The organism is Herbaspirillum sp. C9C3, from assembly GCF_013359625.1.
Classification (GTDB): domain Bacteria; phylum Pseudomonadota; class Gammaproteobacteria; order Burkholderiales; family Burkholderiaceae_D; genus Herbaspirillum.
In genome coordinates, this window is sequence record NZ_JABFMQ010000011.1 from 66,908 (window position 1) to 92,924 (window position 26,017).

Below are 26,017 nucleotides of genomic sequence, written 5' to 3' on the forward strand. Positions count from 1 at the left end.
GATATTCAGGATCGCCGCCATGCACGCCACAGTCCAAGACATCGCTTTCGCAGGGTTCCGGGTCGCCGTCCCGGTCCATCGTCATTCCTACGTCAGGGAACCCGGCATCTTCACTCCCGCCGAGGCGGAAAAGCTGGAGCAGAGTACCGGCATCTACGAGCGCCGCGTGTTGCCGCCGCATCTGTGTGCCTCCGACATGTGCGTGGCCGCAGCGGAGGATCTGCTGAAGTCGCTGCAATGGGATCCGTCGACGGTGGAAGTGCTGATCTTCGTTTCCCAGGACAGCGATTACAACCTCCCCGCCACGGCCTGTCTGATCCAGAATCGCCTGGGTTTGCCAACCAGTTGCGCAGCGCTTGATATCAACCTCGGTTGCTCGGGCTTCATCTATGCGACCTGGATCGCCTCCACCATGCTCTCCGGGGCCAGTGGCAAGCGGGCACTCGTGCTGTGCGGCGATACCAGCACCAGGCATCTGATGCCCGATGACCGCTCCACCCGCCCCCTGTTCGGTGACGCCGGTGCCGCTGTCGCGCTGGAGAAACGGCCGGGCAGTGGCGCCATGCACGTGGTCATGGGCACCGACGGACGGGGTGCACCGCATATCGTCGTCAAGGCCGGTGGTCGTCGCAACCCGCTCATTCCGCAAGAGCAGCCGATGAATGCGGAGCAGCATGAAGCGGCCTATCGCGATGCCCGCTTGAGCCTGAATGGTCCCGAGGTATTTTCCTTCTCCTTGCGTGCAGTGCCGCCCCTGGTCAAGGCCAATCTGGAACTGGCCGGGGTGAGCAGCGAGCAGATCGATCATTTCGTATTGCACCAGGCCAACAAGCTGATGCTCGACCAGATCCGCCGCAAGATCGCCGTCGATGCCGAGCGCTTCATCGTTGATCTTCACGATTACGGCAATACCAGTTCGGCGTCGATTCCACTGGCCATTTGCAGCAGTCTGGCCGAACAACTGGGCAAGGGCACCCGCAAGCTCATGCTGGCCGGCTTCGGGGTCGGTTGGTCGTGGGCCTCATTGGTCGCCGACGTCGGGCCGATCCCGGCACCGGCGGTCATCGAGATCCCTGACGATTTCCCGCCACTGCGGCTCGGCGGACGATGAGCGAGTCAGGGAAATGGCAGGGACAGCGCATCCTGGTCACCGGCGCGTCCGCCGATTCGGCCATCGGGCTGAGCATCTGCCGGGAGCTGGCCGACCTGGGCGCTGCGCTGGTCCTGCTGGGGCGGCGAAGGGATGCGCTGGAACAGACGCGGGATACCATCGCCCATCCTGAGCGTCACACCGTGGAAGTGATGGACCTGGCCGAGCTGGATGCAATCCCGGCACGGATCAAGGCCATCGCCGCTGAGACTGCTCTGAACGGGCTGGTGCATTCGGCGTCGTTCCAGGGATATTCGCCCTTGAGCCGCATCAATGCCGAGCAGTTCGACCGGTATTTTCATGTCAACGTGGCCGCGCCTCTGATGCTGGCCAAGGGCCTGCGTCAGAAGGGCGTCTCTGCGGCCGGTGCCAGCATGGTGCTCATCGGTTCCGTTGCCGGGCTGCGCGGGCAGAAAGCCCGCAGCCTCTATGCGGCGTCCAAGGCCGCGCTGGTGTCGCTGACCCAGTCGCTTGCGCTGGAGCTGGCTGACAAGCCGATTCGCGTCAACTGCCTGGCCCCCGCCGTCGTGCAGGGCCCCAAGGCCGATGAACAGTTCCAGCTGCTGGCCGAGGCGCAGCGTCAGGCGCTGCTGCAGGCCCATCCGCTGGGACTGGTGCGGCCGCTTGATATCGCCAAGGCATGCGCCTTTCTTCTGGGGCCTGACAGTGCCTGGATCACCGGGGCAACGCTGCCCGTGGATGGCGGCTATCTGGCTGGCTGAGCGGGTTTCCGCCCGGCCTGGCCCCGTTAGAATTGACCGGGAAAACCGGCGTTTCTTACTTGTATGAAGCCGTGATGCGGGTGTTAAGATGCCTTCCAGTCAATTTGCGTACAGAGGCCCATAGTGAACGATCAAGACATCATCAACGCACTCGCCGAAATTCTCGAAGTGGATGCCAGCGAGATTTCCGCTGCCACGCCGCTCGATACCCTCGATACCTGGGATTCGCTGGCGACCATCAGCTTCATCGCCCTGGTCGATGAAAAGGCCGGTCACGTCCTGGCGGGCGACGATCTGCAAAAGGCCAAGACCATCGGTGACCTGGTCGCACTGGCCAAGGCTGGCAACTGAACCGGCTGCTGTTGCGGCGGTGCCATGACTGATCCCTTCGATCTTGCCGGTCGGCGCATCCTCATCGCAGGCGCCTCGGCCGGCATCGGACGTGCTGCCGCCATCCTGGTCGCCAGCCTTGGCGCCAGCGTGATCCTCAACGGCCGTGACGGCGAGCGCCTCGAGGCCGTGCTGCCCGAACTCGCCGGCGAGGGCCATGCCATTGCTCCCTTTGACGTTACCCGCCTCGATGAGGTGCCCGCCTGGTTCAAGAACGAAGTGTGCCGGCAAGGGCCGCTGCATGGCATGGTCTATTGCGTAGGCGTGCAGCAGACGCTTCCCGTACGCAGTTTCAGTACTGCGCATTTCGACAGAATCATGCACACCAACCTGGGCTCGGCCCTGGCCCTGGCCCGAGGCATGCGGCAGAAAGGATGTGCCGCGCCTGCTGCCTCCATGGTCCTGGTGTCGTCGATCGGTGGTTTTCTCGGTCAGCCGGGCAATGTGGTCTACGGTGCCAGCAAGGCCGGCCTGATGTCTGCCGCGCGCGGCCTGGCCATGGAGCTGTTGCGCGATGGTATCCGGGTTAATTCCGTTGCGCCCGCCATGATCGATACGGCCATGTCGCGCAAGGCCTTTGCCGAGATGAACGAGTCCCAGGTCGCCTCCATCCTGCAACGCCATCCCATGGGCATGGGACAGCCCGAGGACGTCGCGGCACCCATCGCCTTCCTGCTCTCGGACGCCAGCAAGTGGATCACCGGCACCAACCTGACCGTAGATGGCGGTCATATGGTCGGCTAGGTCTTTCATGGAAGTCACGACGGTTTCCGGTCGGCGCGCCCGGCATCATGTGCTCACTCATGGCCGGGAGAGCTCCTTGCCGATCGTGATGCTGCACGGTTTTCTGGGCGACATGTTTTCCTGGCAGTACTGCATCGTGCCTCTGGCGCGGTACGGAAGGATCATGGCGCTGGATTTGCCCGGTCATGGGCGCAATCTGGCCTCATGGTCCGGTCATCCGGCCGGCTGGCTGGAGGATGCGCTGGACGCTCTCGAGGTGTCGCGCTGCCATGTCGTGGCCCATTCTTTCGGCGCCTGGATTGCCTTGCAGGGGGCATTGCGTGCGCCGGATCGATTCGCCTCGCTGTCGCTGGTGGCCTGCGCCGGACTGGACAGCCGCTTCAATCTTCCCCTGCTGCGCCAGGCGCTGGCGGCCGATGATCTCGACAAGGCGCTGGCGTATGCACAATCGCTGGCCGGACGGAGCTGCGACAGCGTACCGCGCATGGCGCGTCATCACCTGGAACAGATGGGCAGTGCCCAGCGCAGGACGATACTGACGGCGATGCTGGAGGACATGATCGTGACTGCCGCCTCCGGTGAGGCGCGGACCGTGAACTGGGAGGCGCTGCCCATGCCGCTGCGATTCTTCTGGAGTCGCGATGATCGTATCGTTCCCCTGCCGGAGAGTTCGTCCTTCCCGCCTGCGCCGGACCTCATGCTCAACGAGGATGGCGGCCACATTCCCCACATTCTGCGGCCTGCCTGGCTGACGGCGGGGATCGGCGACTTCCTCGCATCTTTGCAAAGGCAACCCGCATGAGCATCACCTTCCGACGCCCCACCCTGGATGACGCCGCGCTGATCCTGAGCTGGCGCTCGCAGCCACGCATCAACGACATGATGTTTTCGGATGTACATCCGGACCAGCTCGAACAGCAGCGTCGCTGGCTGGCCGGCTGCGAAGCCCGCAGCGACTACGAACATTTCCTGATCCTGGGCGATGGCGAACCGGTCGGTTTTCTTTCCTATGCCGATATCGATCGTGTCAATGGTCGCTGCAGTTGCGGCTCCTACTTTGGCACCGTCGAGGCTGCCCGCAAGTTCGGGGGACATGTGCATGCCTACTTCATGGATTACCTGTTCTACGTGCTGGGCATGCACAAGAACGTCATCCAGATCATCGACGCCAATCAGCGCGTGCTGAAGCTGCAGAGACTGCTGGGAATGCGGGAAGTCGGTGTACTCAAAGAGCATATAATCAAGAACGGCGTGTATCGGGACGTTCATGTCTTCGAACTGCTCCGCCAGGAGTGGGAGGCGCGCCGCTGGAATACCCAAAGCATCGCTGATAGCCTCAGAGCATTCGGCATAGAGGAGAACAAGTGTCAGCCGTAAATTCCGACGTTCTCGACGTCATCATTGAAAGCCTGCGCGAGTTGCTGGCACAGAAGAACTTCCCGGTGCCCGCCACCCTGGGCGCCGATACGGTGTTCCTGCATGGTGAACTGCCGATCGATTCGCTGGACCTTGCGGTATTCCTGCTGGTTCTGGAAGAGAAGATCGGACACGATCCGTTCCGCGAAGGCTTTCGCTCCTTCGTCACGGTCGGTGATCTGGCCGCGATCTATTCCGAGCGTTGAGGCCTGTCGTGGCGTCGTCCAGACTGCACTTTGCGCCAGCATTGGTCCTCCAGGATGACAGGGGCGAGTGTGCTCTGCAGGAACTGCTGGGCCTGGCCGAGCAGGCTGTGCAGGCGCTGGGCGACACCGTCAGGCTGACGCTCGATGCCCGCAGTGCGCGCGCAGCTCTGGTGGGGGTGATCATGGCGCAGCTTGCGCCGCTGGATATCGCCCTGGCGCGCGAAGGCACGGTCGAGCAGTATGCCGGCCTGATGTCGCGCGAGCTGGCGCCGGGCGTGCCGGCCTGGATCGATCCTGAGCAGTCCGACGCGCAGCCCGGCTTGCGGCTGTTTACGTCCGGCACGACCGGACGCGCCAAGTCTGCGGTGTATTCGCTGCAACGGCTGCTGGCCGGCGTCCGTCATCATCCGCACGGCAGCCAGGCGGTCTGGCTGCTCAGCTATGAACCCGCATCCTTCGCCGGTCTGCAGGTGCTGTTGACGGCAGCCGTCAACGGCGCCCGTCTGCTGGCACCCGAACGCAGCATCCACGCACTTTGCAGCGCCCTGCAAAGTGGCGCCACCCACGTGAGCGCCACTCCTTCCTTCTGGCGCGCCCTGTTGGCGGCCTTGCCCGCCGATCCGACCTGCACGCTCAAGGTGATTACCCTGGGCGGCGAGGCTTGCTCACAGCCCCTGCTGGACGCGCTGAGCCAGCGATTCCCGCAGGCGAGCGTGCGACACATCTACGCCTCCACCGAGGCCGGCGTCGGCTTCACCGTTGCCGACGGCAAGGCCGGCTTTCCGGCGCAGTGGCTGACCCATCCGGTGGAAGGGGTGCACTTGCGCATCCATGAAGGAGAACTGGAGATCCGCAGTGCGCGCGGCATGCTGGGCTATGCCGGCGGTACGACGGCACAGCTTGATGGCTGGCTGCGTACGGGGGATCTGGTGGAGCTGCAGGCCGATCGCGTGCAGTTCGTGGGCCGACGCGATTCGGTCGTCAATATCGGCGGGACCAAGGTCGTACCGGAGAAGGTGGAAGCCTTGCTGGAAGGGGTGGATGGGGTGGCCGACCTGTGCGTGATTGCGCATCCCAATCCCATTCTCGGCCATCTTCTGGTGGTTCAGGTGTGCGCCCGCGAGGGCAGTGATCCAGCCGTCGTGGAAGCGGCACTCAGGGCGCGTGCCGTGGAACTGCTGCCTGCGGTAGCCAGACCGGCGCGCTATCGATTCGTGGACAGTGTGGTCCTGGAGTCCGGAAAGAAAGGTAGAAAACATGTCTCCCAATGAGCAAGGACAGGATGTCCAACTGGTGCTGGTCACCGGTGCCAGCAAGGGCCTGGGCCTGGCGTTTGCCACCGCCCTGCTGGAAGCCGGATATGAGGTCGCTACCTGCGCGCGCAGCGAGGAACCGGGGGCCGGGCTTGACGCGCTGGCGAGCCGTTTCGGCGCGCGCCTCAGCTACAGTCGTCTGGACGTGGCCGATGCAGATGCGGTGCCCGTGTTCGTCAGGCAGGCTTGCACCCGGCACCAGGTCAAGAGCCCCTATGCCCTGATCAACAATGCCGGTGTGGCACGCGATGGCGTGCTGGCCACGCTGCCCAGTGTCGAAATCAGGAAGATGATCGACGTCAACCTGGTCGGCGCCATCGAGATGACGCGTGCGGTCGTGCAGCTGATGTTGCGTCATGGCGGAGCCGGTCGCATCATCAACATCAGTTCCATCATCGGCAGTCATGGCTATAACGGCCTCGGTCCGTATTCCGCGACCAAGGCCGGGCTCGATGGCTTCACCCGTTCGCTGGCGCGCGAAGTGGGCCGACGCGGCATCACGGTCAATTCGGTCGCGCCCGGCTACATGGAAACCGACATGTCCTCATCGCTGCAACCGGAGCGACGCCAGCAGATCGTGCGCAGAACCCCGCTGGGTCGCCTGGGCCGTGTCGATGACGTGGTGCCGATGGTGCGCTTCCTGCTCTCTCCCGAGGCGGCATTCATTACAGGGCAGGTCATCACCATCGATGGTGGCATCAATGCCTGATACCACATCCGCCCTGCACAGCCGTCTGGCCGGCATCCACCTGCGGGGCCTGGTGGCCGCCCTGCCAGCGCAGACCGAAGACGCCGACACGCTCACCCGTCAGTGGGGCTACGAGAATGCGCACAAGGTCGCCGCCGCCACCGGGATCCACACCCGCCACCTGGTCCCGCCCGGCATGACCGCCTGCGATCTTGGCGAGGCCGCGGCACGCAAGTTGCTGGAGGGCCTGCAGTGGCCGGCCGACAGTGTGGATCTGTTGATCGTGGTGACGCAGACCCCTGACTACCCGCTCCCCGGCAATGCGCCTTTGCTGCAGCATCGGCTGGGGTTGCGCAAGCATTGTGGCAGCCTGGATATCACCAGTGGCTGTTCCGGTTTCGTTGACGGCCTGTGGGTTGCGTCCAGTCTGCTGGCCAGCAGCAATGGCCGCCGTGCCCTGCTGGTGGTGGGGGATACCACTACCCAGTTCGTCCCGCCGCAGGATCACAATACCCGTCCCCTGTTCGGTGATGCCGTTTGCGCAATCGCGCTGGAGCGCGGTGACCAGGACAGCGGTTTCCTGGCCGTGGTGCCGGGGGTGGACGGCAGTGGCGCGCCCTATCTGACCGTACGCGATGGCGCTGCGCGTCATCCGGTAGATGATGCCTGTTTCGGTCATCTGTTCATGGACGGTGCCCAGGTCTTCGCCTTCACCTTGCGCCAGGTCCCGAAAAATATCGCCGCGGCCATGGAGGTGGCCGGCTGGAACAACGCTGACGTCGATTACCTGCTGCTGCACCAGGCCAACGAAACCATGTTGCGGCATCTGGCCAACAAGGTCGGGTTCAGCGAGCAGCAGATGGTGCTGGCACTGGACGGCTTCGGCAATACCAGTTCGGCATCGATCCCGCTGGCGATCGCCTCGGCCCTGGCGGGCCCGGCAGTGCAGGCGACGGCGCCGCTCAATCTGCTCATGAGCGGCTTCGGTGTAGGTTGGCGCTGGGCCTCGGCTGCATGGCGGACAGCGCCGTTGCAGTATTGCGAGATCGTGGAAGTCGCCAGTCCGGCGGCTTCATCCTCCTGATCAGGAGCAGAAATGTCACTTCAGTGTCCCATTTGCGTCGGCAGCGCCTTTGATCCTGTTGGCCGCGTTCCTTTCATGCTGGGCAGCAAGATGCACGAGCATCAGATCATGGGATGCCGAACGTGCGGGCATGTCATGGTGGATCTGCGCGTCATCACCGAAGAACTGATCGCCGACCTGTATGCGCGCCCGCTGGACGAGCAGGTCTGGTCGACGGACGGCAGTTCACCTTACGAAGACATGGTGGCGTTTGCCGCCGATGCCCTGGAAACGGTCAGAAAAACTCAGCAATCCCCTCGCATTGCCGACTTCGGTTACGGGCGCGGGGAGGTGCTCAAGGCGCTGCATCAGCGCTTCGGCGTGCCGCGCGAGCAACTGACGGGTTACGACTTTGCGCCATTGCCGCTGGATGGAATCTCTACGAGAACCTTGCGGCTGGATGTGCTGGATGAACATGCAGAGCAAGATGCGCAGTTCGACCTGGGATTCTGCAGCCATGTATTCGAGCACATCATCGACCCGCGTCGTCTCTTGCGCGGCTTGCGCAACCAGGCACGGCCTGGTGCCTATCTCTACCTCGAGACGCCCGACCACAGTTTGCTCAACGATGAGGTACTCAGCATGAGCAACCAGATCTGTCCGCAGCATCTTCATTATTTCACCGTGGACCGGCTGGCGGCCCTGGCGCGTTCCTGTGGCTGGACCGTCATGCGTGAAGAGGTCAGCCTGTTCGGGTTTGTGCCCCGCGCCCGTCTACTGCTGCATCGGGAGGGCGGCACAGATGCCATCGGCTGTACCCGACGCTTCCTGACGTTCAGGGCAGATCTGAATGCCCGTCTGAGCCAGACCTTGTTGCGGCTCAGCGAGAGCGGGCCGGTGGCAGCCTGGGGAGCGGGTACCGATCTGCTGCTGGCCACGGCTGGCGATACGGTGCTCGCCGAGCGGGTAGGGGCTGGAAGGATCATCCCCCATGATCGCGAACGCGCCGGCGAACGCCTGGCGGGTGCCTTGATACAGAGTTCGGATTTGCTCAGCGCAGCTTCCATTCCGGTGGTCATCACCCCAAGACCGGCGCTGACCCGGCTCAACATGATGAAAATCGCCGGCAAGTCGGGTTTTGCCGCGCGCATCGTCGACCCTTATCTGTCCTGAGGATGCGCCCGCCGGGCAGGGGGTGAGGCGACTAAGTCAGGCTCTGGTAGAAGGCGATCTGATTCTCGCTCAGGGTGCGCAGGTCTTCGTTGTTGAGATAGCCGGCATACCACTGCGCGGTCAGCTCAAGAGCGGTATAGAGTTCCATGCGCGGGATCCAGTCCAGGCGCTGGCGGGCCTTGGAAATGTCGAGGCGCAGCACGGCTTCCTGCGGCTCTTCCTCCGGTTCCAGCCGCACTTCGATCGGTTCCACATCGTTCTTCTGCAGTGAGTGGTTGAAGGTGGCGCAGATCTGGGCCACGGTCTGCAGGTCGGTTTCGGCCGGTCCGAAATTCCAGGCTTCGGCATAGGCGCTGCCGTGCTCGTAGAGCAGCTTGCCAATCTGCAGATAACCCGACAGCGGCTCCAGCACGAATTGCCAGGGACGTACCGCGCGCGGTTGGCGGATGATGACCGGCTCCTGGCTTTCCAGCGCGCGGATGAAATCGGGGACCAGCCGCTCCGGCGAGAAATCGCCCCCACCGATGACATTGCCGGTGCGCACCGTGGCCACGCCGACCTGGCTGCCCTTCTCGGGCGAGAAGTAGGAGCGGCGATAGGCCGAGGTCACCAGTTCGGCCGCTCCCTTGCTGCTGCTGAAGGGGTCACGTCCGCCCATGGGGTCATCTTCGCGGTATCCCCACAGCCATTCGCGGTTTTCGTAGCACTTGTTGCTGGTGGCGATCACGACGGCGCGCACGCTGGGCGTCAAACGCACAGCCTCCAGCAGATGGGCCGTGCCCATCATGTTGGTGGCGAAGGTATCCAGCGGATTGAGGAAGGCCTGGCTGATCTGCGGTTGTCCGGCCAGATGGAATACCACATCGGGTTGCACGGCCGCCAGCGTGTCGGCCAGATGCTTGGGGTCGCGCACGTCGCCGGTAGTGGTCTGCACGCAGTTCTGCAGACGCGCCAGATGGAACAGGCTGGGATTGGTCGGCGCCGGCAACGCGTAACCGCTCACCCGGGCTCCCATGAGGTGCAGCCACAGGGTCAGCCAGCTTCCCTTGAAGCCGGTATGACCGGTGATGAAAACGCGCTTGTCGCGCCAAAAGTTAGCCATCAGGCAGCCTCTTACACGTATGGCAGAGAGTCGTTCGGGGTGCAGAGGCATGACGGCGGCAAGCCGTTCAATGACGCGGATGGCGATACCACGCAGTCCGACCGTGACACTGGCCGGGACCACGTTTCCCTGCGAAACCACGACTGCATGGTTATGTTTTTTCTTTCCCTGGCAATGCAGCCTCGCGGCTCGGCATTGCGATGGGACAGATTAGAACATGCGTGTTTTGGCCTTCAAGCGCGGAAGAGGAGGGTATTTGATGCCCAATCCCCGACTATAGCCGCACGACAACAAAAATTTACTTTTGCATCATCTCCCGGGAATCGGCGATGGGCGCGAAAGCCGCGCCGCAGGGGGATTTCGCCCGGATGAGGTGGAACGCAGTGTCTCGTCGGACTAAGTTTTTTGCGAGACGCTGCGATGAGCCGAAGCGTCTCGCCGGCTCACACCAGGTTGATGACAGACTGGCCCTGGTCCAGTTTGTCGTCACGGTCGAAGAGGGTGTCGCCCTGTGCCTCTTTGCCTGCACCGGCGGTGAAGTTCGTGAAATCGAACAGGCTGCGGTCCAGCATGTGCGAGGGCGTGATGTTGGCCATGGCGGTAAACATGCTCTTGATCCACAGGGGATTGGTCTTCTCCCACTGGTTCAGCATCTCGCGCATGGCCTGGCGCTGCAGGTTGGGCTGTGAGCCGCACAGGTTGCAGGGGATGATGGGGAACTCCATGGCCGCCGCATATTTCTTGATGTCGGGCTCGCGCACGTAGGCCAGCGGGCGGATCACCACGTTCTCGCCGTCATCGGCAATCAGCTTGGGCGGCATGGTCTTGATCTTGCCGCCGTAGAACATGTTGAGCATGAAGGTGTGCAGGATGTCATCGCGGTGATGGCCCAGTGCGATCTTGGTCGCGCCCAGTTCCTTGGCCACGCGGTACAGGATGCCGCGACGCAGGCGTGAGCAGAGCGAGCAGGTGGTCTTGCCGGGGGCGATCTTTTCCTTGACGATGCTGTAGGTGTCTTCCTCGACGATGCGATAACGCACGCCGATACGTTCGAAGTATTCCGGCAGGATGTGCTCGGGGAAGCCCGGTTGCTTCTGGTCCAGGTTGACCGCGATGATCTCGAACTTCACCGGTGCTACCGTCTGCAGGTAGCGCAGCGTATCGAGCATGGTGTAGCTGTCGGCACCGCCCGACATGCAGGCCATGATGACGTCGCCGTCGCGGATCATGTCGAAGTCGGCGATGGCACGACCGGTCAGGCGGCGGATGTTCTTTTCCAGCAGCTCGAAGCGGCGCGAACCGCGCGCGGTCACTTCGGGCTGGCCGCGTTCTTCCTGCTCCTGTGCGGAGGAGGCATCGAGGTCGGCGAGGTCGGACAGTTGCACTGCAGCGGCAATGTCGTTCATGGGATATTCCTTCAATCGGTAGGCTGTTGCTGCCGGACGAGCAATGTTGCCGCTCATCCATGTCCGTAGGGGATAGGGGCGGAAGGCTGCGTGCGGGCGGAGGACCGGCATTTTCTCATGCAGCGCCGGATCCTGCCATTTCTGTGTGGCTTGCTGCGCGGCAAGCGTCGCATGGATGCCTCATATCGCTGCTGGGTCCGGCTCATTTGTCGGCTTGCAGCCCGCCCAGTTCGTGGCGGGTACGGATCTGCCGGATCGCCGCCACCAGGAAGTCGATGAAGGCCGCTACCGCCGGCGGCAGCTTGCGTCCAGCCATGGTCTGGACCTGCAGGGTGCGCTGATGCAGTTCGCTCTCGGCCATGGGCACCAGGGCCATGCCGTCTTCCTCGGCGCGTTCCTGTACGGTGAGGAAGCCGCCCAGCGCCACGGTGTCGGGCGAGCGGGCGGTGAAGCGGTAGACCGCGCCCAGCGAGTGGCTGGTGAAGACGGGCGCGAACAGCAACCCGCGCATGCCGCAGGCAATGTCGAACAGCTGGCGTACCGTGGAGCCCTGTTCCGGCAAGGCCAGCGGGTAGGGTGAAAGATCGTTCAGGGCGAGCAGCGTGCGCGCGGCCAGCGGATGGTCGCGTCGCATCAATGCGAAGATTGGTCCCGATTCGCGGTAGGCGATGTTCAGTCCTTCCACCGGGCCCAGGCTGTAGGTGACCGAGATATCGGCCTCGCCATCGATGACCATCTGCGAGGCCTTGGCCGCGCCCACCACGTTGAGCTTGAACTGCATGCCCGGATATTGTTCGCGAAAGTGCGCCATCACGTTGGGCAGCAGGTCCCAGGCAAAGCCTTCCGAGCAGGCCAGCGTGACCACGCTCTGGCCCACGGCATGCAGGCCCTTGACCTCGGCCATGACCTGCTCCACCTCCAGCAGGTTGCGCCGCGCGAAGGCCATCAGCACTTCGCCCGCCGGCGTGAGCACCATCCCGCGCGCGCGGCGCTCGAAGAGGGGCACGCCGGTTTCTTCTTCCATCTTGGCGATCTGGCGGCTCACCGCCGAGACCGCCACATGCAGCCGTTCGGCGGCGGCGGTCAGCGAGCCGGTGCGACCAACCTGATAGAAATAGCGCAGAGCGGTACTTTGCATGGCAGAAATGGCTTTCTGATTTTGGCAAGGTGAAGAGAAAATCATTGCAAAGCTGCGCAAGACCATCATGGTGCACAACAACAATGATGCACGAAATAATCGGCATACTACTGGATTCGTGCACGCTTCTTGGGCTGAAACGCCGTATACAACACAATAAATTATTTTGCCAATTTGAGAAAGAATCGTTTTAAAAATTGACATTGTTGGAAACCATGGTGGCTTCTAGAATCGTCTCCAATGACAGTTCACCTGGAGTCCTTCATGTCCCGCAGCAGCGCCCTTCGTCTGGCCACAGAGTATTTCGATTCGGGCCGTTTCCAGCGTGATCTGCAACGTCGCATTGCACTGCCAACCGAAAGCCAGAACCCGGCGCGCGCCGACGAGCTGGCCACCTACCTGCGTGAAGAGATCGCGCCGGCGCTGGCCGCGTTGGGTTTCGAGACGCGGCAGATCGTCAATCCGGTCGAGGGCGCGCCGCCCCTGCTGCTGGCACGCCGTATCGAATCAGTCGAGGCGGTGACGGTGCTCATGTACGGCCACGGCGATGTGGTCAACGGCCAGGAAGGTCGCTGGCAGCAGGATCGCTCCCCCTGGCAGCTGAGTCCGGACGGCGAGCGCTGGTACGGGCGCGGGACGGCTGACAACAAGGGCCAGCACAGCATCAACCTGGGCGCGCTGGCCGCAGCCATCCAGGCCGCTGATGGCAAGCTGGGCTGCAACCTGAAAATGATTTTCGAAATGGGCGAGGAGGTGGGCTCGCCCGGTCTCTACGAGGCCTGCCGCGATCATGCCGACTATCTGGAGGCCGATCTGTTCCTCGCCTCGGATGGCCCGCGCCTGGCCGCGTCCAGTCCGACGCTGTTTCTCGGTTCGCGCGGGGCGCTGCAATTCAAGCTGGTGCTCGATACGGGCAATGGCGCGCACCACGCCGGCAACTGGGGCGGGGTGCTGCGCAATCCGGCCACCGTCCTGGCCAATGCGGCCGCCTCGCTGGTGGATGGGCGCGGCGTGATCCGGGTGCCGGGTCTGCGTCCACGCAATGTGAGCGAGCGCGTGCGCTCGCTGGTGCGCGATTTTGCGGTGGGCAGCGATGCCGGTGATCCGGTGCTCGATGCGCACTGGGGGGAGCCGGGCCTGAGCGCCGGTGAACGCCTGTTTGCCTGGAATACGCTGGAGCTGATTGCCTTCGAGGCCGGCAATGCGCAGCGCCCGGTGGGGGCGATTCCGGCGCGGGCACAGGCGGTGTTCCAGCTGCGCTTCGTGGTCGGCACAGTCTGGGAAGACGTCCAGCAGAGCCTGCGCCGCCATCTCGATGAACACGGCTATGCCGATGTACAGATCGAGATCCAGGCGGCCGCACCCGCTACGCGGCTCGATCCGGACGATGCCTGGGTGCGCCTGGCCACCGGCTCCCTGCAGCAAACCTGTGGCAAGCCCGTGACCATCCTGCCCAACCTGGGCGGCACCATCCCCAATCACTGCTTCTCGGAAGCGCTGGGCCTGCCCACGCTGTGGATGCCGCACTCCTATCCCTCCTGTTCGCAGCATGCGCCGGACGAACACCTGCTCGCACCGGTGGCGCGCGAAGGCCTGCAACTGATGGCGGGCCTGTTGTGGGATATCGGCCAGCAGGGACGGCAGGTGCGCCAGCAGCGGACGCAGTCTGCGGTTGCCTGAATCCCCCCTTTTTCATTTTCATTTTCGCGAACGCAAGCCAGCGCAGTCCATCTTCCAACGGGAACACGACCATGAACGCAGCGTCACCCTCGGCAACACCGGAAATTTCTCCAGCAGCAGAAGCGTCCCCCGCGCCGATGTCGGCCGCGCGCACGCGGCGACTGATCGTCGCCTCCTCCATCGGCAATGCGCTGGAGTGGTTTGACTTCGTGGCCTACGGCTTCTTTGCGGTGACCATCTCCAAACTCTTCTTTCCCACCGGGGACGATACGGTCTCGCTGCTGGTGACCTTTGCCACCTTCGGCCTGTCCTACCTGTTCCGTCCGCTGGGTGCGATCCTGCTGGGCTGGTATGGCGACAAGGTCGGCCGCAAGCCGGCGCTGCTGGTGTCTCTCTCGATGACGGTGGTCGGTACCCTCATCTGCACCGTCATCCCGACCTACCAAAGTATCGGCGTGGCTGCGCCCATCGGTATCCTGGTGGCGCGCATCCTGCTGGCGCTGTCGGCCGGCGGCGAGTTCGGCTCGGCCACTGCTCTGCTCACCGAGACCGGCTCCAAGCGCCGCGCCTTCATGGCCAGCTGGCAATTCTCCAGCCAGGGCGCCGCCGCGCTGATGGCGGCACTGGCCGGGTTCTTGTTGAATCAGTGGCTCACGCCCGAGCAGATCGCCGCCTGGGGCTGGCGCCTGCCGTTCGCCTTCGGCCTGCTGATCGCGCCGGTGGGTTTGTACATCCGCCGTCATATCGATGAAGTGCCGATGGCGAAGAAGGTGCAAGTGGCTGGCGAGGACGATGCCAGCTGGGACCTGCAGCTCACGCGGGTGCTGGTGGCCATGGGCATTCTCTCGGTCTCTACCGCCGCCACCTACCTGATGCTGCTGTACATGCCGACCTTTGCCATCAAGCAACTGCATCTGCCGCAATCGACTGCCTTTGCCGCTGCCGCCGTGACCGGTGCCATCCTGATGATCGGCGCACCCTTCATGGGCATGCTGGCTGACCGCGTGGGCCGGACCCGCATCATGGTGGTGTCCACGGTACTGACGCTGGCCACCATCTACGCATCGTTCGTCTGGGTGATCGCCGTGCCGACGGTGTGGGTGATGATGGCCATCATGATCTGGGCCGGCATCCTCAAGGCGGTGTATTTCGGCTCGCTGGGCGTGGTGCTGTCCTCGATCTTCCCGCCGGCCACGCGGGTGCGCGGCATGGGGATCAGCTATAGCCTGGGGGCCACCATTTTCGGCGGCTTCACCCCCTTCATGGTGACCTGGCTGGTGGGCAGGACCGGCAACCCGGTCTCGCCCAGCTATTACCTGATGATTTGCGCGGCCATCAGCCTGGTGTGCGTGAGCATTTATCACTTCCGCCTGAAAAAATACCTGTGAAAAAACGCACAGGTGGCACACGGCACGGGAATTTTTTCCCGTGCCGCGCTACCATGGCGGTCTTGCCGGACAAGTTCAACGCTGCCGGCACCGGCGTTTTCCCACATTGACGAGGTCCTCATGTTTTCGCATCTCCCGCCGTATGCCGGCGATCCCATCCTGAGCCTGATGGAACAATTCCAGCGCGACGAGCGCAGCAACAAGGTCAACCTGAGCATCGGCATCTACACCGATGGTCGTGGCGTGGTGCCGGTGCTGCCCTCCGTGCGCACCGCTTCGGCTGCGGTGGCCGAGACCGGTGCACCCTACGTCTATCTGCCCATGGAAGGCCATGCCGCCTATCGTCAGGCCGTGGCCAAACTGCTCTTCGGTGCTGATCTGCCGTCCTCCGAGCACCTGGCCATCGTCCAGACCCTGGGCGGGTCGGGCGCATTGAAGGTCGGTGCCGACCTGATCGCGCGCTTCTTCCCGCAGCCCACCATCTGGTTGCCGGACCCGACCTGGGACAATCACGTCGGCATCTTCGAAGGCGCCGGCTTCAAGACCGAGCGTTATCCCTACTACGATGCCCAGACCAAGGGCCTCAACTTCAACGGCATGCTGGACAAGCTGCAAAGCCTGCCCAAGGGCGCCGTGGTACTGCTGCACCCGTGCTGCCACAACCCGACCGGCGTCGACCCGACCCGCGCGCAGTGGGAGCAGATCATCGCCGTGGTCGAGCAGCGCGGCCTGCTGCCCTTCTTCGACCTGGCCTATCAGGGCTTTGCCGAGAGCCTGGACGAGGACATCTGGCCGGTGCGTGAAGCGGTGCGTCGCCAGATTCCCTTCTTCCTCTCCAACTCCTTCTCCAAGATCTTCTCGCTCTACAGCGAGCGCATCGGCGCCTTGTCGGTGTTCTGCCCGCAAGCGGGTCAGGCCGCCAACGTGCTGGGCCAGCTCAAGCTGACCGTGCGCCGCAACTACTCCAGCCCTGCACGCAATGGTGCGCTGCTGGTGGCCCACGTCCTCAATGACGAGAAGCTGGCCACGCAATGGCGCGCCGAAGTCGAGGAGATGCGGGTGCGTGTGCGTGACATGCGCGTCAAGCTGGCCTCGCAATTGAAGAGCGCGGTGCCGGACCAGGACTTCTCCTTCCTGCTGCGCCAGAACGGCATGTTCGGCTACACCGGCCTGTCCTCGGCCCAGGTCGATCGCCTGCGTGACGAGTTCGGCGTCTATGCCGTGGGCACCGGCCGCATCTGCGTGGCGGGCTTGAACGACAGCAACGTTGCACGCGTGGCCGAGACCATGGCCGAGGTGCTGCGTGGCTGAAGTGGCAAGCAAGGCCGCCGTTTCTGCGGCCGACCTGCGCCACAAGAGCTATGAAGACGTGCTGGCCCTGGTGGCCGGTACGCTCTTTGTCTCGCTGGCGGTGAACATGTACAGCCAGGTAGGCCTGTTGACCGGCAGCACTGCCGGCCTGGCCTTCCTGACGCATTACTTGACGGGGCTGCCCTTTGGCGTGGTGTTCTTCACCATCAACATCCCGTTCTACTATTTCGCGTTTCGCCGCATGGGCTTGCGCTTCACCGGCAAGACCTTCTGTGCGGTGGCGCTGGTGTCTGGCTTTTCGCTGATGCACCCGCATTTCATCGGCTATGCCAAGCTGGACCTGTTTTACAGCGCGGTGCTGGGTGGACTGCTGATGGGTGTGGGTTTCGTGATGCTGTTCCGCCATGGTGCCAGCCTGGGTGGCATCAATGTGGTGACGCTGTTCCTGCAGGACCGCTACGGCCTGCGCGCGGGCAAGCTGCAGATGGGCGTGGATGTGGTGATCGTTCTGTGTTCGCTGTTCGTGGTGACGCCGCGCGTGCTGCTGGCGTCCATCCTCGGGGCGGTGACGGCCAATCTGGTGATTGCCCTGAATCACCGGGCGGGCAGGTACATGGGAATGTAAGAGGGGAAGGCGGGATCGCCTTGCCGGAATGAATGCCGTTCAGTGCAGACTGGGCGGCATTTTTTTTGATGGTCGGGGCTCTGCTGCGCTACTGCTTTCCGTTCGGACTGAGTAGATCCGAAGGATCGTATCGAAGGCGCATGCACTCATCTGACAGGGGCGCCTTCGATACGCTTCGCTACTCAGTCCGAACGGCCATCTGGATGCGACCTTGATTCAAGCCTTGATCCGGAAAGTCTCCACCCCCACCGAATCACAATCCGGATACACATCCGGCTTCTCGGTCGACACCCGCACCGCGCGCACCTTGGGGTGGGCCAGCATGGCGGTCATGACGTCGTCGCACAGGGTTTCCTGCAGATGGATGTGGCCGCGCGCCATGCGCTCGGCGATGGTGGAGCGGATGAAGTCGTAGTCCACCACTTCGTCCAGGTGGTCGGCGGTCGGGGTGGTCTCGGCCAGCGGGACGTAGAGGTCGACATTGATCAGGATGCGCTGCTCACCCTTCTTTTCGAACTCGTGCACGCCGATGTTGATGAACACCTCGTAGTTGCGCAGGAACAGGCGGCGGCAATCTTGCAGGGAAGGATGGGAGAGAAAGAGCATGATCAGAAAAAATTAAGGTTATTTCGCCACGAACATGACGTCGCGCGAAAGGGGAAGCAAATGCTGGCCGCCATCGACCAGCAGGGTGGTGCCCGTGACGGCCCGCGCCGAAGCGACGTAGCAGACCGCAGCGGCAATGTCCTCGGGCGTGCTGCCACGGCCCAGTGGGGTGACCGTGTGCGCCTTGTCGAACTGCTCCTCGGTCTGGTCGCCCGAAACCATGGTCAGCCCGGGCGCCACGCCGACCACCCGCACCTTGGGCGCCAGTGCCTGTGCCAGCAGCGTGGTTGCGCTGTGCAGGGCGGCCTTGGAGAGGGTGTAGGACAGGAAGTCAGGATTGGGATTGTACAGTTTCTGGTCCAGCAGGTTGATGACCACGGCTTGCTGGCCTTGCGGCGTGGCCTCGAACAAGGCCTGTGCCAAGAGTACGGGAGCGCCGACGTTGGCGCTCATGTGACGCAGCAGGCGTTCGTTGCCGAAGCTGGCGGCGTCATCGTAATCGAACAGCGAGGCGTTGTTGACCACGCAGGTGATGCGGCCCAGCGGTGCAGCCTGGGGCAGCAGGGTGCGCACCTGGGCTTCGTCGCCCAGCTCGCCCTGCACGGCCAGGGCGCGCCGGCCCAGGGCTTCGATCTCGCGCACCAGCGTGTCGGCTTCCTCGCGCGAGCGGTGGTAGTGGACCGCCACGTCCCAGCCAGCGCGCGCCAGGGCCAGGGCGATGTGACGGCCGATACGGCGTGCTGCGCCGGTGACCAGCGCAACGCCTGCAGAAGAGGATGAAGTCATGTTCCCGGTTTCCAATAGTCCAATACAATACGGCCCATGCAACTGCAACTACCCGAACCCGGCGCTGACGCACAGTCCGCCTCGCAGACCCTCCAGCACCTGATTGCGGACGAGATCGCCGCAGCCGGCGGCTGGATCTCCTTCGAACGTTACATGGAACTGGCCCTGTATGCGCCGCAGGTCGGCTATTACAGCGGGGGTTCTTCCAAACTGGGCAAGGAAGGGGATTTTACAACCGCCCCGGAAATCTCGCCCTTGTACGGCGCGACCCTGGCCCATCTGGCTGCCGAAGTGATCGCATCCAGTCCGCAGGTGGCCAATGTGCTGCTGGAATTCGGTGCCGGCACCGGCAAGCTGGCGCGCGACATCCTCACCGAATTGCAGACGCGCGGCGCCCTGCCGGAGAAATATTTCATCGTGGAAATCTCGGCCCAGTTGTGCGCCCGCCAGCAGGAAGCCTTGGCAGCCTTCGCACCGCTGGTCGAGTGGCTCGATGCCCTGCCGGAAACATTCTCGGGCGTGGTGGTCGGCAATGAAGTGCTCGATGCCATGCCGGTGCGCCTGGCCATCAAGGCCGAAGATGGCTGGCAGGAACGTGGTGTCACGGTCGATGCCACGGGCCGCCTGCAGTTTGCGGACCGCGCCGCGAGCGATCTGCCGGTGGCGCAGATTCCTGATGCCGACGCATTGCCGACCGGCTATCTCACCGAACTGTCGCCAGTGGCCATCGGCTTCATGCGCACGCTGGGCCGCATGCTGGCCAGCGGTCCCGGCGCGCTGGCGATCCTTCCGGATTACGGATTCCCCGCCGCAGAATATTATCTGCATGATCGCGACCAGGGCACGCTGATGTGCCACTATCGCCATCACGCCCACACCGATCCCTTCTACTGGCCGGGCTTGCAGGACATCACCGCGCACGTGGATTTCACGGCCATGGCGGTGGCCGCCGTGGAAGAGGGTGCTGAAGTGCTGGCCTACACCAGCCAGGGCGCCTTCCTGCTCAATGCCGGCATCGGTGAGCTGCTGCTGCGTACTTCGCCCGAGGACAGCCTGCGTTATCTGCCGCTGGCCAACGGCATGCAGAAACTGATTTCCCCGGCCGAGATGGGCGAGCTCTTCAAGGTGCTGGCCGTCGGCAAGAACGTTGAGTGGCCCACGCGCATGTTGCGCCATGACCGCACTCATCGCCTGTGAGGAGCCACGCATGATTCGCTGGATCGTCGTCATCTTTCTTTCGGTCATCGTGTTCTCGACCTTGCTGCCCTGGCTGGAAAAGCTGGGTATCGGGCGCTTGCCGGGGGACTTGCGTTTCCGTTTGTTCGGCCGCATCTTTTCGCTGCCCTTCGCCTCGACCATCCTCATTTCCATGGTGGTGTTCCTGCTGGCGAAGATTCTCTGAGTCCGATCAGGAGTTGTAGACATGCGCGTATTGCTGGTGGAAGACGATCCCATGGTGGGTGAGGCCGTGCGCAAGGGTTTGCGCCAGGATGGCTTCACCATCGACTGGGTGCAGGATGGCAAGTCGGCCGACGTCGCCCTGCGCGCCGAGGACTACGCCATGTTGCTGCTGGATCTGGGCCTGCCGCAAAAGGATGGCCTGGCCGTGCTGCGCACCCTGCGCGAACGGGGCAGCGTCATTCCCGTCCTCATCACCACGGCCCGCGATGCGGTGGCCGACCGCGTTGCCGGACTCGATGCCGGTGCCGACGATTACCTCATCAAGCCCTTCGACCTGGAAGAACTCTCGGCCCGCATGCGCGCCCTCTCGCGCCGCCAGGCCGGACGTGCCGAAAGCCTGGTGCAGGTGCGCGAGGTGGTCTTGAATCCGGCCACCCATGAAGTGACCGTGAGCGGCAAGCCGGTCAACCTGTCGGCGCGCGAATTCACCCTCCTGCATGCCTTCATGGACCGGCCCGGTGTGGTGCTCTCGCGCGCCCAGCTGGAAGAAAAACTCTACGGCTGGGATGACAGCATCGAGAGCAATGCCGTCGAAGTCCACATTCATGCGCTGCGCAAGAAGGTCGGCAGCGACTTCATCAAGAACGTGCGCGGCGTGGGCTACCTGGTGCCGGCATGAAATCGATCCGCAACAAGCTGTTGCTGTGGCTGGGCTTGGGACTGTTTTCCATCATCGTGATGGCCGGGGTGGCGCTGTACTTCCAGGCGCGCGGCGAAGCCAATCAGATCTTCGATTATCAGATGCGTCAGATCGCGGCCTCGCTGCCGCGCCAGGCATTTTCTCCCATCTCTCCCGGCCAGCAATTTCCCGAGCTGGAAGACGAGATCATGATGCAGATCTGGGACAGTCGCGGCGCAGTCATCTATCACTCCCATGCGCGCGGTGCCATGCCGCGCCAGGCCGAACTGGGCTTTGCCAATGTGCGCGGACCCAATGGCATGTGGCGTGTCTATAGCGCCCAGATCGGCAGTACCGTGGTGCAGGTGGCCCAGCCGCAGAGTGCGCGCGACGAGATCGCGGCGCAGATGGCGATCAAGACGGTGGTGCCCTTGCTGTTGTTGTTCCCGCTGATCGGTGTGCTGTCGTGGGTGGCGGTGAGCCGGGGGCTGGCGCCGGTGCGCAAGGCCGCCGCCGAAGTGGCGGCGCGCGACATGAATTCGCTGCAACCCTTGTCGGACGTGGGCATGCCCCAGGAGATACAGCCGCTCACGCATGCCTTGAATGATCTGCTCACGCGCCTCAAGCACGCCACCGAAACGCAGCGCGCCTTCGTCGCCGACGCCGCCCATGAATTGCGCACGCCGCTGACGGCCCTGCGTCTGCAGGCCCAACTGGCCGAGCGCGCCACCGATGAACAGGAGCGACGCGCAGCCTTCGACGACCTGAAGAACGGATTGGAGCGCGCCACTCATCTGGTGCACCAGCTGCTCACGCTGGCGCGCCAGGAGCCGGATGCCATGGGTTTTGCCGAGGTCGACCTGCGCGCACTGCTGGGCAGCGTGGTGGGGGACCTGTCCACGGTAGCCGAGCATGGTGGCATCGATCTGGGTCTGTCGGAACAGGGTGATGATGGTCGTGCGCTGCGGGTACAGGGCAACGCCGACGCCCTGCGCATTCTCTTCAACAATCTGGTGGACAATGCCTTGCGCTACACCCCGACGGGAGGTGTGGTCGATGTCGGCTTCGAGTTTGGCGCGGCCGACCAGTGCACGGTGGTGATCCAGGACAGCGGGCCGGGGATCGCAGAGAGCGAACTGCCGCGCGTGTTCGACCGCTTCTATCGGGCAAGGCGTAGCCAGGAGCAGACCAGCGCGCGGGGTGCTTTCGGTAGCGGGCTGGGGCTGGCCATCGTGCGCCAGATTGCCGATCTGCACCGCTTGCCGGTGGATTTGCGCAATACCGGGCATGGCCTGCAGGCCCGGGTGGTGTTCACGCTGCTGAAGTCCTGAGGGGATGGCAGCCGGCGAGCATTAAGCGCAGATGAATGCTGCTTTTTTCAGCCTTAAGTTTCTCTTAATTTTCACTGCTTAATCTTCACTCCAACGGTTGAGGCCAACAGGCGCTGCAAGCGGCGCTGCCAGGGTTCAGCCATCGATATCCCGTTCGATCAAGGAGAAGAAGATGAGCCGTCGTATGGTTTTTGTTCGTAACACTTTGGCCGTCATGATTGCCGCAGTGGTCGGCGGCAGCTACGTCTATTTTCGCGGCGTCGACCTGCCGTCGGCGCACGCGGCCGCGCTCAACGCCCCGGTGGTGGCCTCCAGCACCGCGTCCGCTGCCCCGGCCGGACCGGTGGTCGCGGCGCCGACCGATTTCTCGGGCATCGTCCAGCGCTATGGCCCGGCCGTGGTCAACATCAGTGTCACCGGCAAGGCCCGCAAGGTGTCCGATGATGAAGACAACGGCCTCGATCCCAACGATCCCTTCTCCGAATTCTTCAAGCGCTTCGGCCCGCAGCTGCAGATGCCGCAGCAGCCGCGCATCATGCACGGACTCGGTTCCGGTTTCATCATCTCGCCCGATGGCCTGATCCTGACCAATGCCCACGTGGTCGATGGTGCCCAGGAAGTGGTGGTCAAGCTGACCGACCGCCGCGAGTTCAAGGCCAAGGTGCTGGGCATTGACAAGCAGAGCGACATCGCCGTCATCCGCATCGATGCCAAGAACCTGCCGACGGTGCAGATCGGCGATCCTTCCCGGGTCAAGGTCGGTCAGCCGGTCCTGGCCATCGGCTCACCCTACGGTTTCGACAACACCGCCACGGCCGGCATCATCAGCGCCAAGTCGCGCAGCCTGCCGGACGACAACTACGTGCCTTTCATCCAGACCGATGTGGCCGTCAATCCCGGCAACTCCGGGGGGCCGCTGTTTGATCTGAACGGGCAGGTGATCGGTATCAACTCGCAGATCTACAGCCAGACCGGCGGCTTCCAGGGGCTGTCCTTCTCCATCCCCATCGATGTGGCGATGAAGGTCGAGCAGCAACTGGTCACGCACGGCAAGGTGACCCGTGGACGGCTGGGGGTCTCGGTGCAGGATCTGAACCAGGCCTTGTCCGAATCCTTCGGCATGAAGAAGGCCGAGGGTGCACTCATCAGTTCGGTGGAAAAGGGCAGCCCAGCTGACAAGGCGGGTCTGCAGGCGGGTGACGTGATTCTCAGTTTCGATGGTCATGCCATCAATCATTCGGTGGACCTCCCCACTCTGGTGGCCGATACCGCACCGGGCAGCAACAAGCCGATGCAGGTCATGCGCGGCGGCAAGGTGATGACCTTGAACGTGACCGTGGGCGAAATGAAGCAGGCCAAGAACGAGGCCAAGCCCGGCAAGTCCGATGATCAGGGACGCCTGGGTCTGTCGGTACGCCCGCTGACCAAGGATGAGCAGGCCCAGTTGGGCGGACAGAAGGGCTTGCTGGTGGAAGATGCCAGTGGTCCTGCGGCCATCGCCGGCATCGAGAGCGGTGACGTGATCCTGGCGCTCAACGGCAGCCCGGTCTCCAGTGTGGCGCAACTGCGCAAGCTGGCCAGCGAGGCAGGCAAGAACGTGGCCCTGCTGGTGGAACGTGGTGACGAGAAGATATTCGTCCCGCTGACGCTGAATTGATCCGGACGGTTCATGCGATCGACGTCGTTGAAGTCTTGAGGTTTAGCAGTGAGTAGTACCGGTGAGCAGTAAGCAGTGAGTAGTGAGTAGTGAGTAGTGAGTAGTGAGTAGTGAGTAGTGAGTAGTAAGTGGTAAGCAGTAAGCAGTGAGGGATTTGGCCGGATGTGCGCAAGCGTGTCCGGCCTTTTTTTATTCTTCCGACGATGGCGGGGTTGCTGCTGGTTTCTCGCGCCACTGGTCATGCGCATGGTCGCGCTCCATGGCCTCGCGGTCACCGGCGAACATGGCCTGCAATTCTTCGCGGGCCTGCACGGCCATCGATACCATCTGTGCCTGGTCCTTGTAGTGCGGGTAGAGCGCTGCCAGGGTTTTCAGATTGTGAGAGCGGAATTTCATGGCGGCCTCGCGCGCACGATAGGCGCCGAAGTCCAGTTGCTGCAACACCTGTCGCCCCATGTGCAGGGCGCTTTCGAAAGTCTCGCGTTCCAGTACCGTAACGCCCCGGTCCATCAGGTCATAGTAGTGCGTGACGTTGCGGGCACGGGCCGCGATCTGCAGGTGCGGGAATTCCTCGCGCACTTTTTCCACCATGTCCAGTGCGGCCTGCGCATCGTCGATGGCGATCACCAGGACCTTGGCCTTGTCGGCACCGGCGGTGCGCAACAGGTCGATGCGGGTGGCGTCGCCATAGAACACCTTGAAGCCGAACTTGCGCAGGAAATCGATCTGGTCCGGATCATGATCCAGCACCGTGGCACCGATGTCGTTGGCTGCCAGCAGACGTCCCACGATCTGGCCAAAGCGTCCGAAGCCGGCGATGATGACGGCATTGTCCTGCGGGCCGATCCGGTCTTCCGGGCGGCGCTTGCCGCCTTCCAGCCAGCGCACCAGCAGGCGGTCATGCACCAGTAACAGCAGCGGCGTGACCAGCATCGACAGTGCCACCACGACCACCAGCATGGAGGAGACCTCCGGGGTCAGTACCTTGGCGGTGACGGCGGCGCCAAAGACGATGAAGGCGAATTCCCCGCCCTGCGACAGCAGGAAGGCAAAGAATAATTGCTGTCCTCGCGGGATGCCGAAGCAGCGTCCGAGGAACCACATCACCCCCGTCTTGATGGTCAGGAAGCCCGCCACCATGCCGAGGATGCGCCAGGGTTGGGCGAGGAAGACACCAAAGTCCACCGACATACCCACGGCTATGAAGAACAGACCCAGCAGCAAGCCCTTGAAGGGTTCCAGGTCGCTTTCCAGTGCATGGCGGTATTCGGAATCGGCCAGCAGCACGCCGGCCAGGAAAGTGCCCAGCGCCATCGACATGCCCACCGACTGCATCAGCAGGCAGGTGGAGATGACCAGCAGCAGGGCGAAGGCGGTGAAGATCTCGCGCATGTCGGTCTTGGCGATGATGCGCAGGATGGGGCGGATCAGCACGCGCCCGCCGAAGATCAGCAGCGCGATCACCAGTGCTACCTGGCCTGCATGCAGCCAGCCTTGCCCGCTGCCCTGGCTGGCGGCCACGCCCAGCAGGGGGACGGCGGCCATCATGGGGATGGCGGCGATGTCCTGGAACAGCAGGATGGAAAACCCGGCCGCGCCTGCCGGCGTGGCGGTGAGCTTGCGCTCGCCCAGCGTGGCCAGGGCGATGGCGGTCGACGAGAGCGACATGCCGAGCGCGCCGATGAGCCCGATGCGCCACGGTACCCCCGCCGCCAGCGCAGCGGCGAACAGGGCCAGCGATACGGCGGCTACCTGCACGCTGCCCCAGCCGAAGATCGAACGGCGCAAGGCCCACAAACGTTTGGGGTCCAGTTCGAGACCGATCAGGAACAGCAGCAGTACCACGCCGAATTCAGAAAATTCGAGGATATGCTTGACCTCGGTAATGAGCCCCAATCCCCACGGGCCGATGACGATGCCGGCCAGCAGGTAGCCCAGTACCGCGCCCAGTCCCAGGCGCTTGGCGATGGGCACGGCCGCCACCGCCGCCAGCAGGTAGACGAGGGCGATCAGCAGTTGTTCATCCATGGTGAGGTCCGGTC

The 26,017-nt window shown here is 63.4% G+C and carries 26 protein-coding genes; 20 read left to right on the plus strand and 6 right to left on the minus strand.

Annotated elements, in window-relative coordinates; all coding sequences use genetic code 11:
- Nucleotides 1-19 precede the first annotated feature (19 nt).
- From HNO82_RS12455 to HNO82_RS12505, 11 genes are all read left to right on the plus strand, one after another.
- A complete protein-coding gene (locus tag HNO82_RS12455; RefSeq protein ID WP_008333070.1) occupies nt 20-1,111 on the plus strand; it encodes a 3-oxoacyl-ACP synthase III family protein in 1,092 nt (363 codons plus the stop codon).
- A complete protein-coding gene (locus HNO82_RS12460; RefSeq protein ID WP_175343947.1) occupies nt 1,108-1,872 on the plus strand; it encodes an SDR family NAD(P)-dependent oxidoreductase in 765 nt (254 codons plus the stop codon). Before HNO82_RS12455 ends, HNO82_RS12460 begins: the two co-directional genes overlap by 4 nt.
- A 123-nt stretch (nt 1,873-1,995) precedes the next feature.
- On the plus strand, nt 1,996-2,223 hold the full coding sequence (locus HNO82_RS12465; protein ID WP_008333067.1) for an acyl carrier protein: 228 nt from the start codon (nt 1,996-1,998) through the stop codon (nt 2,221-2,223).
- A 24-nt stretch (nt 2,224-2,247) separates the two neighbouring features.
- The gene (locus HNO82_RS12470) at nt 2,248-3,006 is read left to right on the plus strand and encodes an SDR family NAD(P)-dependent oxidoreductase (RefSeq protein WP_008333065.1); all 759 of its coding nucleotides are present in this window, start codon (nt 2,248-2,250) and stop codon (nt 3,004-3,006) included.
- 85 nt (nt 3,007-3,091) lie between these two features.
- Complete coding sequence (locus HNO82_RS12475) at nt 3,092-3,808, plus strand: alpha/beta fold hydrolase (protein WP_349627562.1); 717 nt, start codon at nt 3,092-3,094, stop codon at nt 3,806-3,808.
- The gene (locus HNO82_RS12480) at nt 3,805-4,383 is read left to right on the plus strand and encodes a GNAT family N-acetyltransferase (RefSeq protein WP_175343949.1); all 579 of its coding nucleotides are present in this window, start codon (nt 3,805-3,807) and stop codon (nt 4,381-4,383) included. The genes HNO82_RS12475 and HNO82_RS12480 overlap by 4 nt, the downstream gene beginning before the upstream one ends.
- Nucleotides 4,371-4,628 carry an acyl carrier protein gene (locus HNO82_RS12485; RefSeq protein WP_175343950.1) on the plus strand — a complete coding sequence of 86 codons (258 nt, stop codon included), beginning with the start codon at nt 4,371-4,373 and terminating at the stop codon, nt 4,626-4,628. Before HNO82_RS12480 ends, HNO82_RS12485 begins: the two co-directional genes overlap by 13 nt.
- An 8-nt stretch (nt 4,629-4,636) precedes the next feature.
- A complete protein-coding gene (locus HNO82_RS12490; RefSeq protein ID WP_349627559.1) occupies nt 4,637-5,899 on the plus strand; it encodes a class I adenylate-forming enzyme family protein in 1,263 nt (420 codons plus the stop codon).
- Nucleotides 5,886-6,650 (plus strand): SDR family NAD(P)-dependent oxidoreductase, encoded by a 765-nt coding sequence (locus HNO82_RS12495; RefSeq protein WP_008333053.1) that lies wholly within the window; start codon nt 5,886-5,888, stop codon nt 6,648-6,650. Before HNO82_RS12490 ends, HNO82_RS12495 begins: the two co-directional genes overlap by 14 nt.
- The gene (locus tag HNO82_RS12500; protein ID WP_008333052.1) at nt 6,643-7,713 is read left to right on the plus strand and encodes a 3-oxoacyl-ACP synthase III family protein; all 1,071 of its coding nucleotides are present in this window, start codon (nt 6,643-6,645) and stop codon (nt 7,711-7,713) included. Before HNO82_RS12495 ends, HNO82_RS12500 begins: the two co-directional genes overlap by 8 nt.
- 108 nt (nt 7,714-7,821) lie before the next feature.
- Nucleotides 7,822-8,865: a class I SAM-dependent methyltransferase gene (locus HNO82_RS12505; protein ID WP_249776990.1), complete on the plus strand. Its 1,044-nt coding sequence runs from the start codon at nt 7,822-7,824 to the stop codon at nt 8,863-8,865.
- Nucleotides 8,866-8,896: 31 nt separating this feature from the next.
- Here the strand turns inward: HNO82_RS12505 and rfbG are convergent, their stop codons facing one another.
- The 3 genes from rfbG to HNO82_RS12520 form a co-directional block, all read right to left on the minus strand.
- The gene (gene rfbG / locus HNO82_RS12510; protein WP_008333046.1) at nt 8,897-9,967 is read right to left on the minus strand and encodes a CDP-glucose 4,6-dehydratase; all 1,071 of its coding nucleotides are present in this window, start codon (nt 9,965-9,967) and stop codon (nt 8,897-8,899) included.
- Nucleotides 9,968-10,410: 443 nt separating this feature from the next.
- Nucleotides 10,411-11,373 carry a tRNA 2-thiocytidine(32) synthetase TtcA gene (gene ttcA, locus HNO82_RS12515; RefSeq protein ID WP_085943577.1) on the minus strand — a complete coding sequence of 321 codons (963 nt, stop codon included), beginning with the start codon at nt 11,371-11,373 and terminating at the stop codon, nt 10,411-10,413.
- Nucleotides 11,374-11,575: 202 nt separating this feature from the next.
- Nucleotides 11,576-12,511: a LysR family transcriptional regulator gene (locus HNO82_RS12520; protein WP_034351412.1), complete on the minus strand. Its 936-nt coding sequence runs from the start codon at nt 12,509-12,511 to the stop codon at nt 11,576-11,578.
- 264 nt (nt 12,512-12,775) lie between these two features.
- Between HNO82_RS12520 and HNO82_RS12525 the strand changes: the two genes are divergently transcribed.
- The 4 genes from HNO82_RS12525 (at nt 12,776) to HNO82_RS12540 (ending at nt 17,515) form a co-directional block, all read left to right on the plus strand.
- Entirely contained in the window at nt 12,776-14,191 is a 1,416-nt protein-coding gene (locus tag HNO82_RS12525; protein ID WP_175343952.1) for a M20 family metallopeptidase, read from the plus strand.
- 71 nt (nt 14,192-14,262) lie between these two features.
- Nucleotides 14,263-15,579 (plus strand): MFS transporter, encoded by a 1,317-nt coding sequence (locus HNO82_RS12530; protein ID WP_175343953.1) that lies wholly within the window; start codon nt 14,263-14,265, stop codon nt 15,577-15,579.
- A 120-nt stretch (nt 15,580-15,699) separates the two neighbouring features.
- Entirely contained in the window at nt 15,700-16,890 is a 1,191-nt protein-coding gene (locus HNO82_RS12535; RefSeq protein WP_175343954.1) for an amino acid aminotransferase, read from the plus strand.
- Nucleotides 16,883-17,515 carry a YitT family protein gene (locus HNO82_RS12540; protein WP_008333023.1) on the plus strand — a complete coding sequence of 211 codons (633 nt, stop codon included), beginning with the start codon at nt 16,883-16,885 and terminating at the stop codon, nt 17,513-17,515. Before HNO82_RS12535 ends, HNO82_RS12540 begins: the two co-directional genes overlap by 8 nt.
- A 216-nt stretch (nt 17,516-17,731) precedes the next feature.
- Here HNO82_RS12540 and HNO82_RS12545 read toward each other — a convergent pair whose 3' ends face one another.
- Together HNO82_RS12545 and HNO82_RS12550 are read right to left on the minus strand one after the other, a co-directional pair.
- A complete protein-coding gene (locus HNO82_RS12545) occupies nt 17,732-18,121 on the minus strand; it encodes a dihydroneopterin aldolase (RefSeq protein ID WP_008333021.1) in 390 nt (129 codons plus the stop codon).
- An 18-nt stretch (nt 18,122-18,139) separates the two neighbouring features.
- Nucleotides 18,140-18,907, minus strand: coding sequence for an SDR family oxidoreductase (locus HNO82_RS12550; protein ID WP_175343955.1), 768 nt, complete (start codon nt 18,905-18,907; stop codon nt 18,140-18,142).
- 36 nt (nt 18,908-18,943) lie between these two features.
- On the opposite strand from HNO82_RS12550, the gene HNO82_RS12555 reads away from it, so the two are divergent.
- The 5 genes from HNO82_RS12555 (at nt 18,944) to HNO82_RS12575 (ending at nt 23,975) form a co-directional block, all read left to right on the plus strand.
- A complete protein-coding gene (locus HNO82_RS12555) occupies nt 18,944-20,104 on the plus strand; it encodes a class I SAM-dependent methyltransferase (RefSeq protein ID WP_175343956.1) in 1,161 nt (386 codons plus the stop codon).
- Nucleotides 20,105-20,114: 10 nt separating this feature from the next.
- Entirely contained in the window at nt 20,115-20,309 is a 195-nt protein-coding gene (locus tag HNO82_RS12560) for a DUF2905 domain-containing protein (protein ID WP_008333015.1), read from the plus strand.
- 21 nt (nt 20,310-20,330) lie between these two features.
- Nucleotides 20,331-20,987 (plus strand): response regulator, encoded by a 657-nt coding sequence (locus HNO82_RS12565; protein ID WP_008333012.1) that lies wholly within the window; start codon nt 20,331-20,333, stop codon nt 20,985-20,987.
- Nucleotides 20,984-22,318, plus strand: a complete 1,335-nt coding sequence (locus tag HNO82_RS12570; RefSeq protein WP_175343957.1) for an ATP-binding protein — start codon at nt 20,984-20,986, stop codon at nt 22,316-22,318. The genes HNO82_RS12565 and HNO82_RS12570 overlap by 4 nt, the downstream gene beginning before the upstream one ends.
- Before the next feature lie 172 nt (nt 22,319-22,490).
- Nucleotides 22,491-23,975 carry a DegQ family serine endoprotease gene (locus HNO82_RS12575; RefSeq protein WP_175343958.1) on the plus strand — a complete coding sequence of 495 codons (1,485 nt, stop codon included), beginning with the start codon at nt 22,491-22,493 and terminating at the stop codon, nt 23,973-23,975.
- A 189-nt stretch (nt 23,976-24,164) separates the two neighbouring features.
- Here the strand turns inward: HNO82_RS12575 and kefC are convergent, their stop codons facing one another.
- Nucleotides 24,165-26,003, minus strand: coding sequence for a glutathione-regulated potassium-efflux system protein KefC (kefC, locus tag HNO82_RS12580; protein ID WP_175343959.1), 1,839 nt, complete (start codon nt 26,001-26,003; stop codon nt 24,165-24,167).
- Nucleotides 26,004-26,017 lie beyond the last annotated feature (14 nt).

What these genes read in the sequence shown, in the direction of transcription:
- HNO82_RS12455 (WP_008333070.1), top strand. Translation starts at nt 20, where the DNA reads ATGCACGCCACAGTCCAAGACATCGCTTTCGCAGGGTTCCGGGTCGCC.
- HNO82_RS12460 (WP_175343947.1), top strand. Translation starts at nt 1,108, where the DNA reads ATGAGCGAGTCAGGGAAATGGCAGGGACAGCGCATCCTGGTCACCGGC.
- HNO82_RS12470 (WP_008333065.1), top strand. Translation starts at nt 2,248, where the DNA reads ATGACTGATCCCTTCGATCTTGCCGGTCGGCGCATCCTCATCGCAGGC.
- HNO82_RS12480 (WP_175343949.1), top strand. Translation starts at nt 3,805, where the DNA reads ATGAGCATCACCTTCCGACGCCCCACCCTGGATGACGCCGCGCTGATC.
- HNO82_RS12495 (WP_008333053.1), top strand. Translation starts at nt 5,886, where the DNA reads ATGTCTCCCAATGAGCAAGGACAGGATGTCCAACTGGTGCTGGTCACC.
- HNO82_RS12500 (WP_008333052.1), top strand. Translation starts at nt 6,643, where the DNA reads ATGCCTGATACCACATCCGCCCTGCACAGCCGTCTGGCCGGCATCCAC.
- HNO82_RS12505 (WP_249776990.1), top strand. Translation starts at nt 7,822, where the DNA reads ATGGGATGCCGAACGTGCGGGCATGTCATGGTGGATCTGCGCGTCATC.
- rfbG (WP_008333046.1), bottom strand. Translation starts at nt 9,967, where the DNA reads ATGGCTAACTTTTGGCGCGACAAGCGCGTTTTCATCACCGGTCATACC.
- ttcA (WP_085943577.1), bottom strand. Translation starts at nt 11,373, where the DNA reads ATGAACGACATTGCCGCTGCAGTGCAACTGTCCGACCTCGCCGACCTC.
- HNO82_RS12520 (WP_034351412.1), bottom strand. Translation starts at nt 12,511, where the DNA reads ATGCAAAGTACCGCTCTGCGCTATTTCTATCAGGTTGGTCGCACCGGC.
- HNO82_RS12525 (WP_175343952.1), top strand. Translation starts at nt 12,776, where the DNA reads ATGTCCCGCAGCAGCGCCCTTCGTCTGGCCACAGAGTATTTCGATTCG.
- HNO82_RS12530 (WP_175343953.1), top strand. Translation starts at nt 14,263, where the DNA reads ATGAACGCAGCGTCACCCTCGGCAACACCGGAAATTTCTCCAGCAGCA.
- HNO82_RS12535 (WP_175343954.1), top strand. Translation starts at nt 15,700, where the DNA reads ATGTTTTCGCATCTCCCGCCGTATGCCGGCGATCCCATCCTGAGCCTG.
- HNO82_RS12545 (WP_008333021.1), bottom strand. Translation starts at nt 18,121, where the DNA reads ATGCTCTTTCTCTCCCATCCTTCCCTGCAAGATTGCCGCCGCCTGTTC.
- HNO82_RS12550 (WP_175343955.1), bottom strand. Translation starts at nt 18,907, where the DNA reads ATGACTTCATCCTCTTCTGCAGGCGTTGCGCTGGTCACCGGCGCAGCA.
- HNO82_RS12555 (WP_175343956.1), top strand. Translation starts at nt 18,944, where the DNA reads ATGCAACTGCAACTACCCGAACCCGGCGCTGACGCACAGTCCGCCTCG.
- HNO82_RS12560 (WP_008333015.1), top strand. Translation starts at nt 20,115, where the DNA reads ATGATTCGCTGGATCGTCGTCATCTTTCTTTCGGTCATCGTGTTCTCG.
- HNO82_RS12565 (WP_008333012.1), top strand. Translation starts at nt 20,331, where the DNA reads ATGCGCGTATTGCTGGTGGAAGACGATCCCATGGTGGGTGAGGCCGTG.
- HNO82_RS12570 (WP_175343957.1), top strand. Translation starts at nt 20,984, where the DNA reads ATGAAATCGATCCGCAACAAGCTGTTGCTGTGGCTGGGCTTGGGACTG.
- HNO82_RS12575 (WP_175343958.1), top strand. Translation starts at nt 22,491, where the DNA reads ATGAGCCGTCGTATGGTTTTTGTTCGTAACACTTTGGCCGTCATGATT.
- kefC (WP_175343959.1), bottom strand. Translation starts at nt 26,003, where the DNA reads ATGGATGAACAACTGCTGATCGCCCTCGTCTACCTGCTGGCGGCGGTG.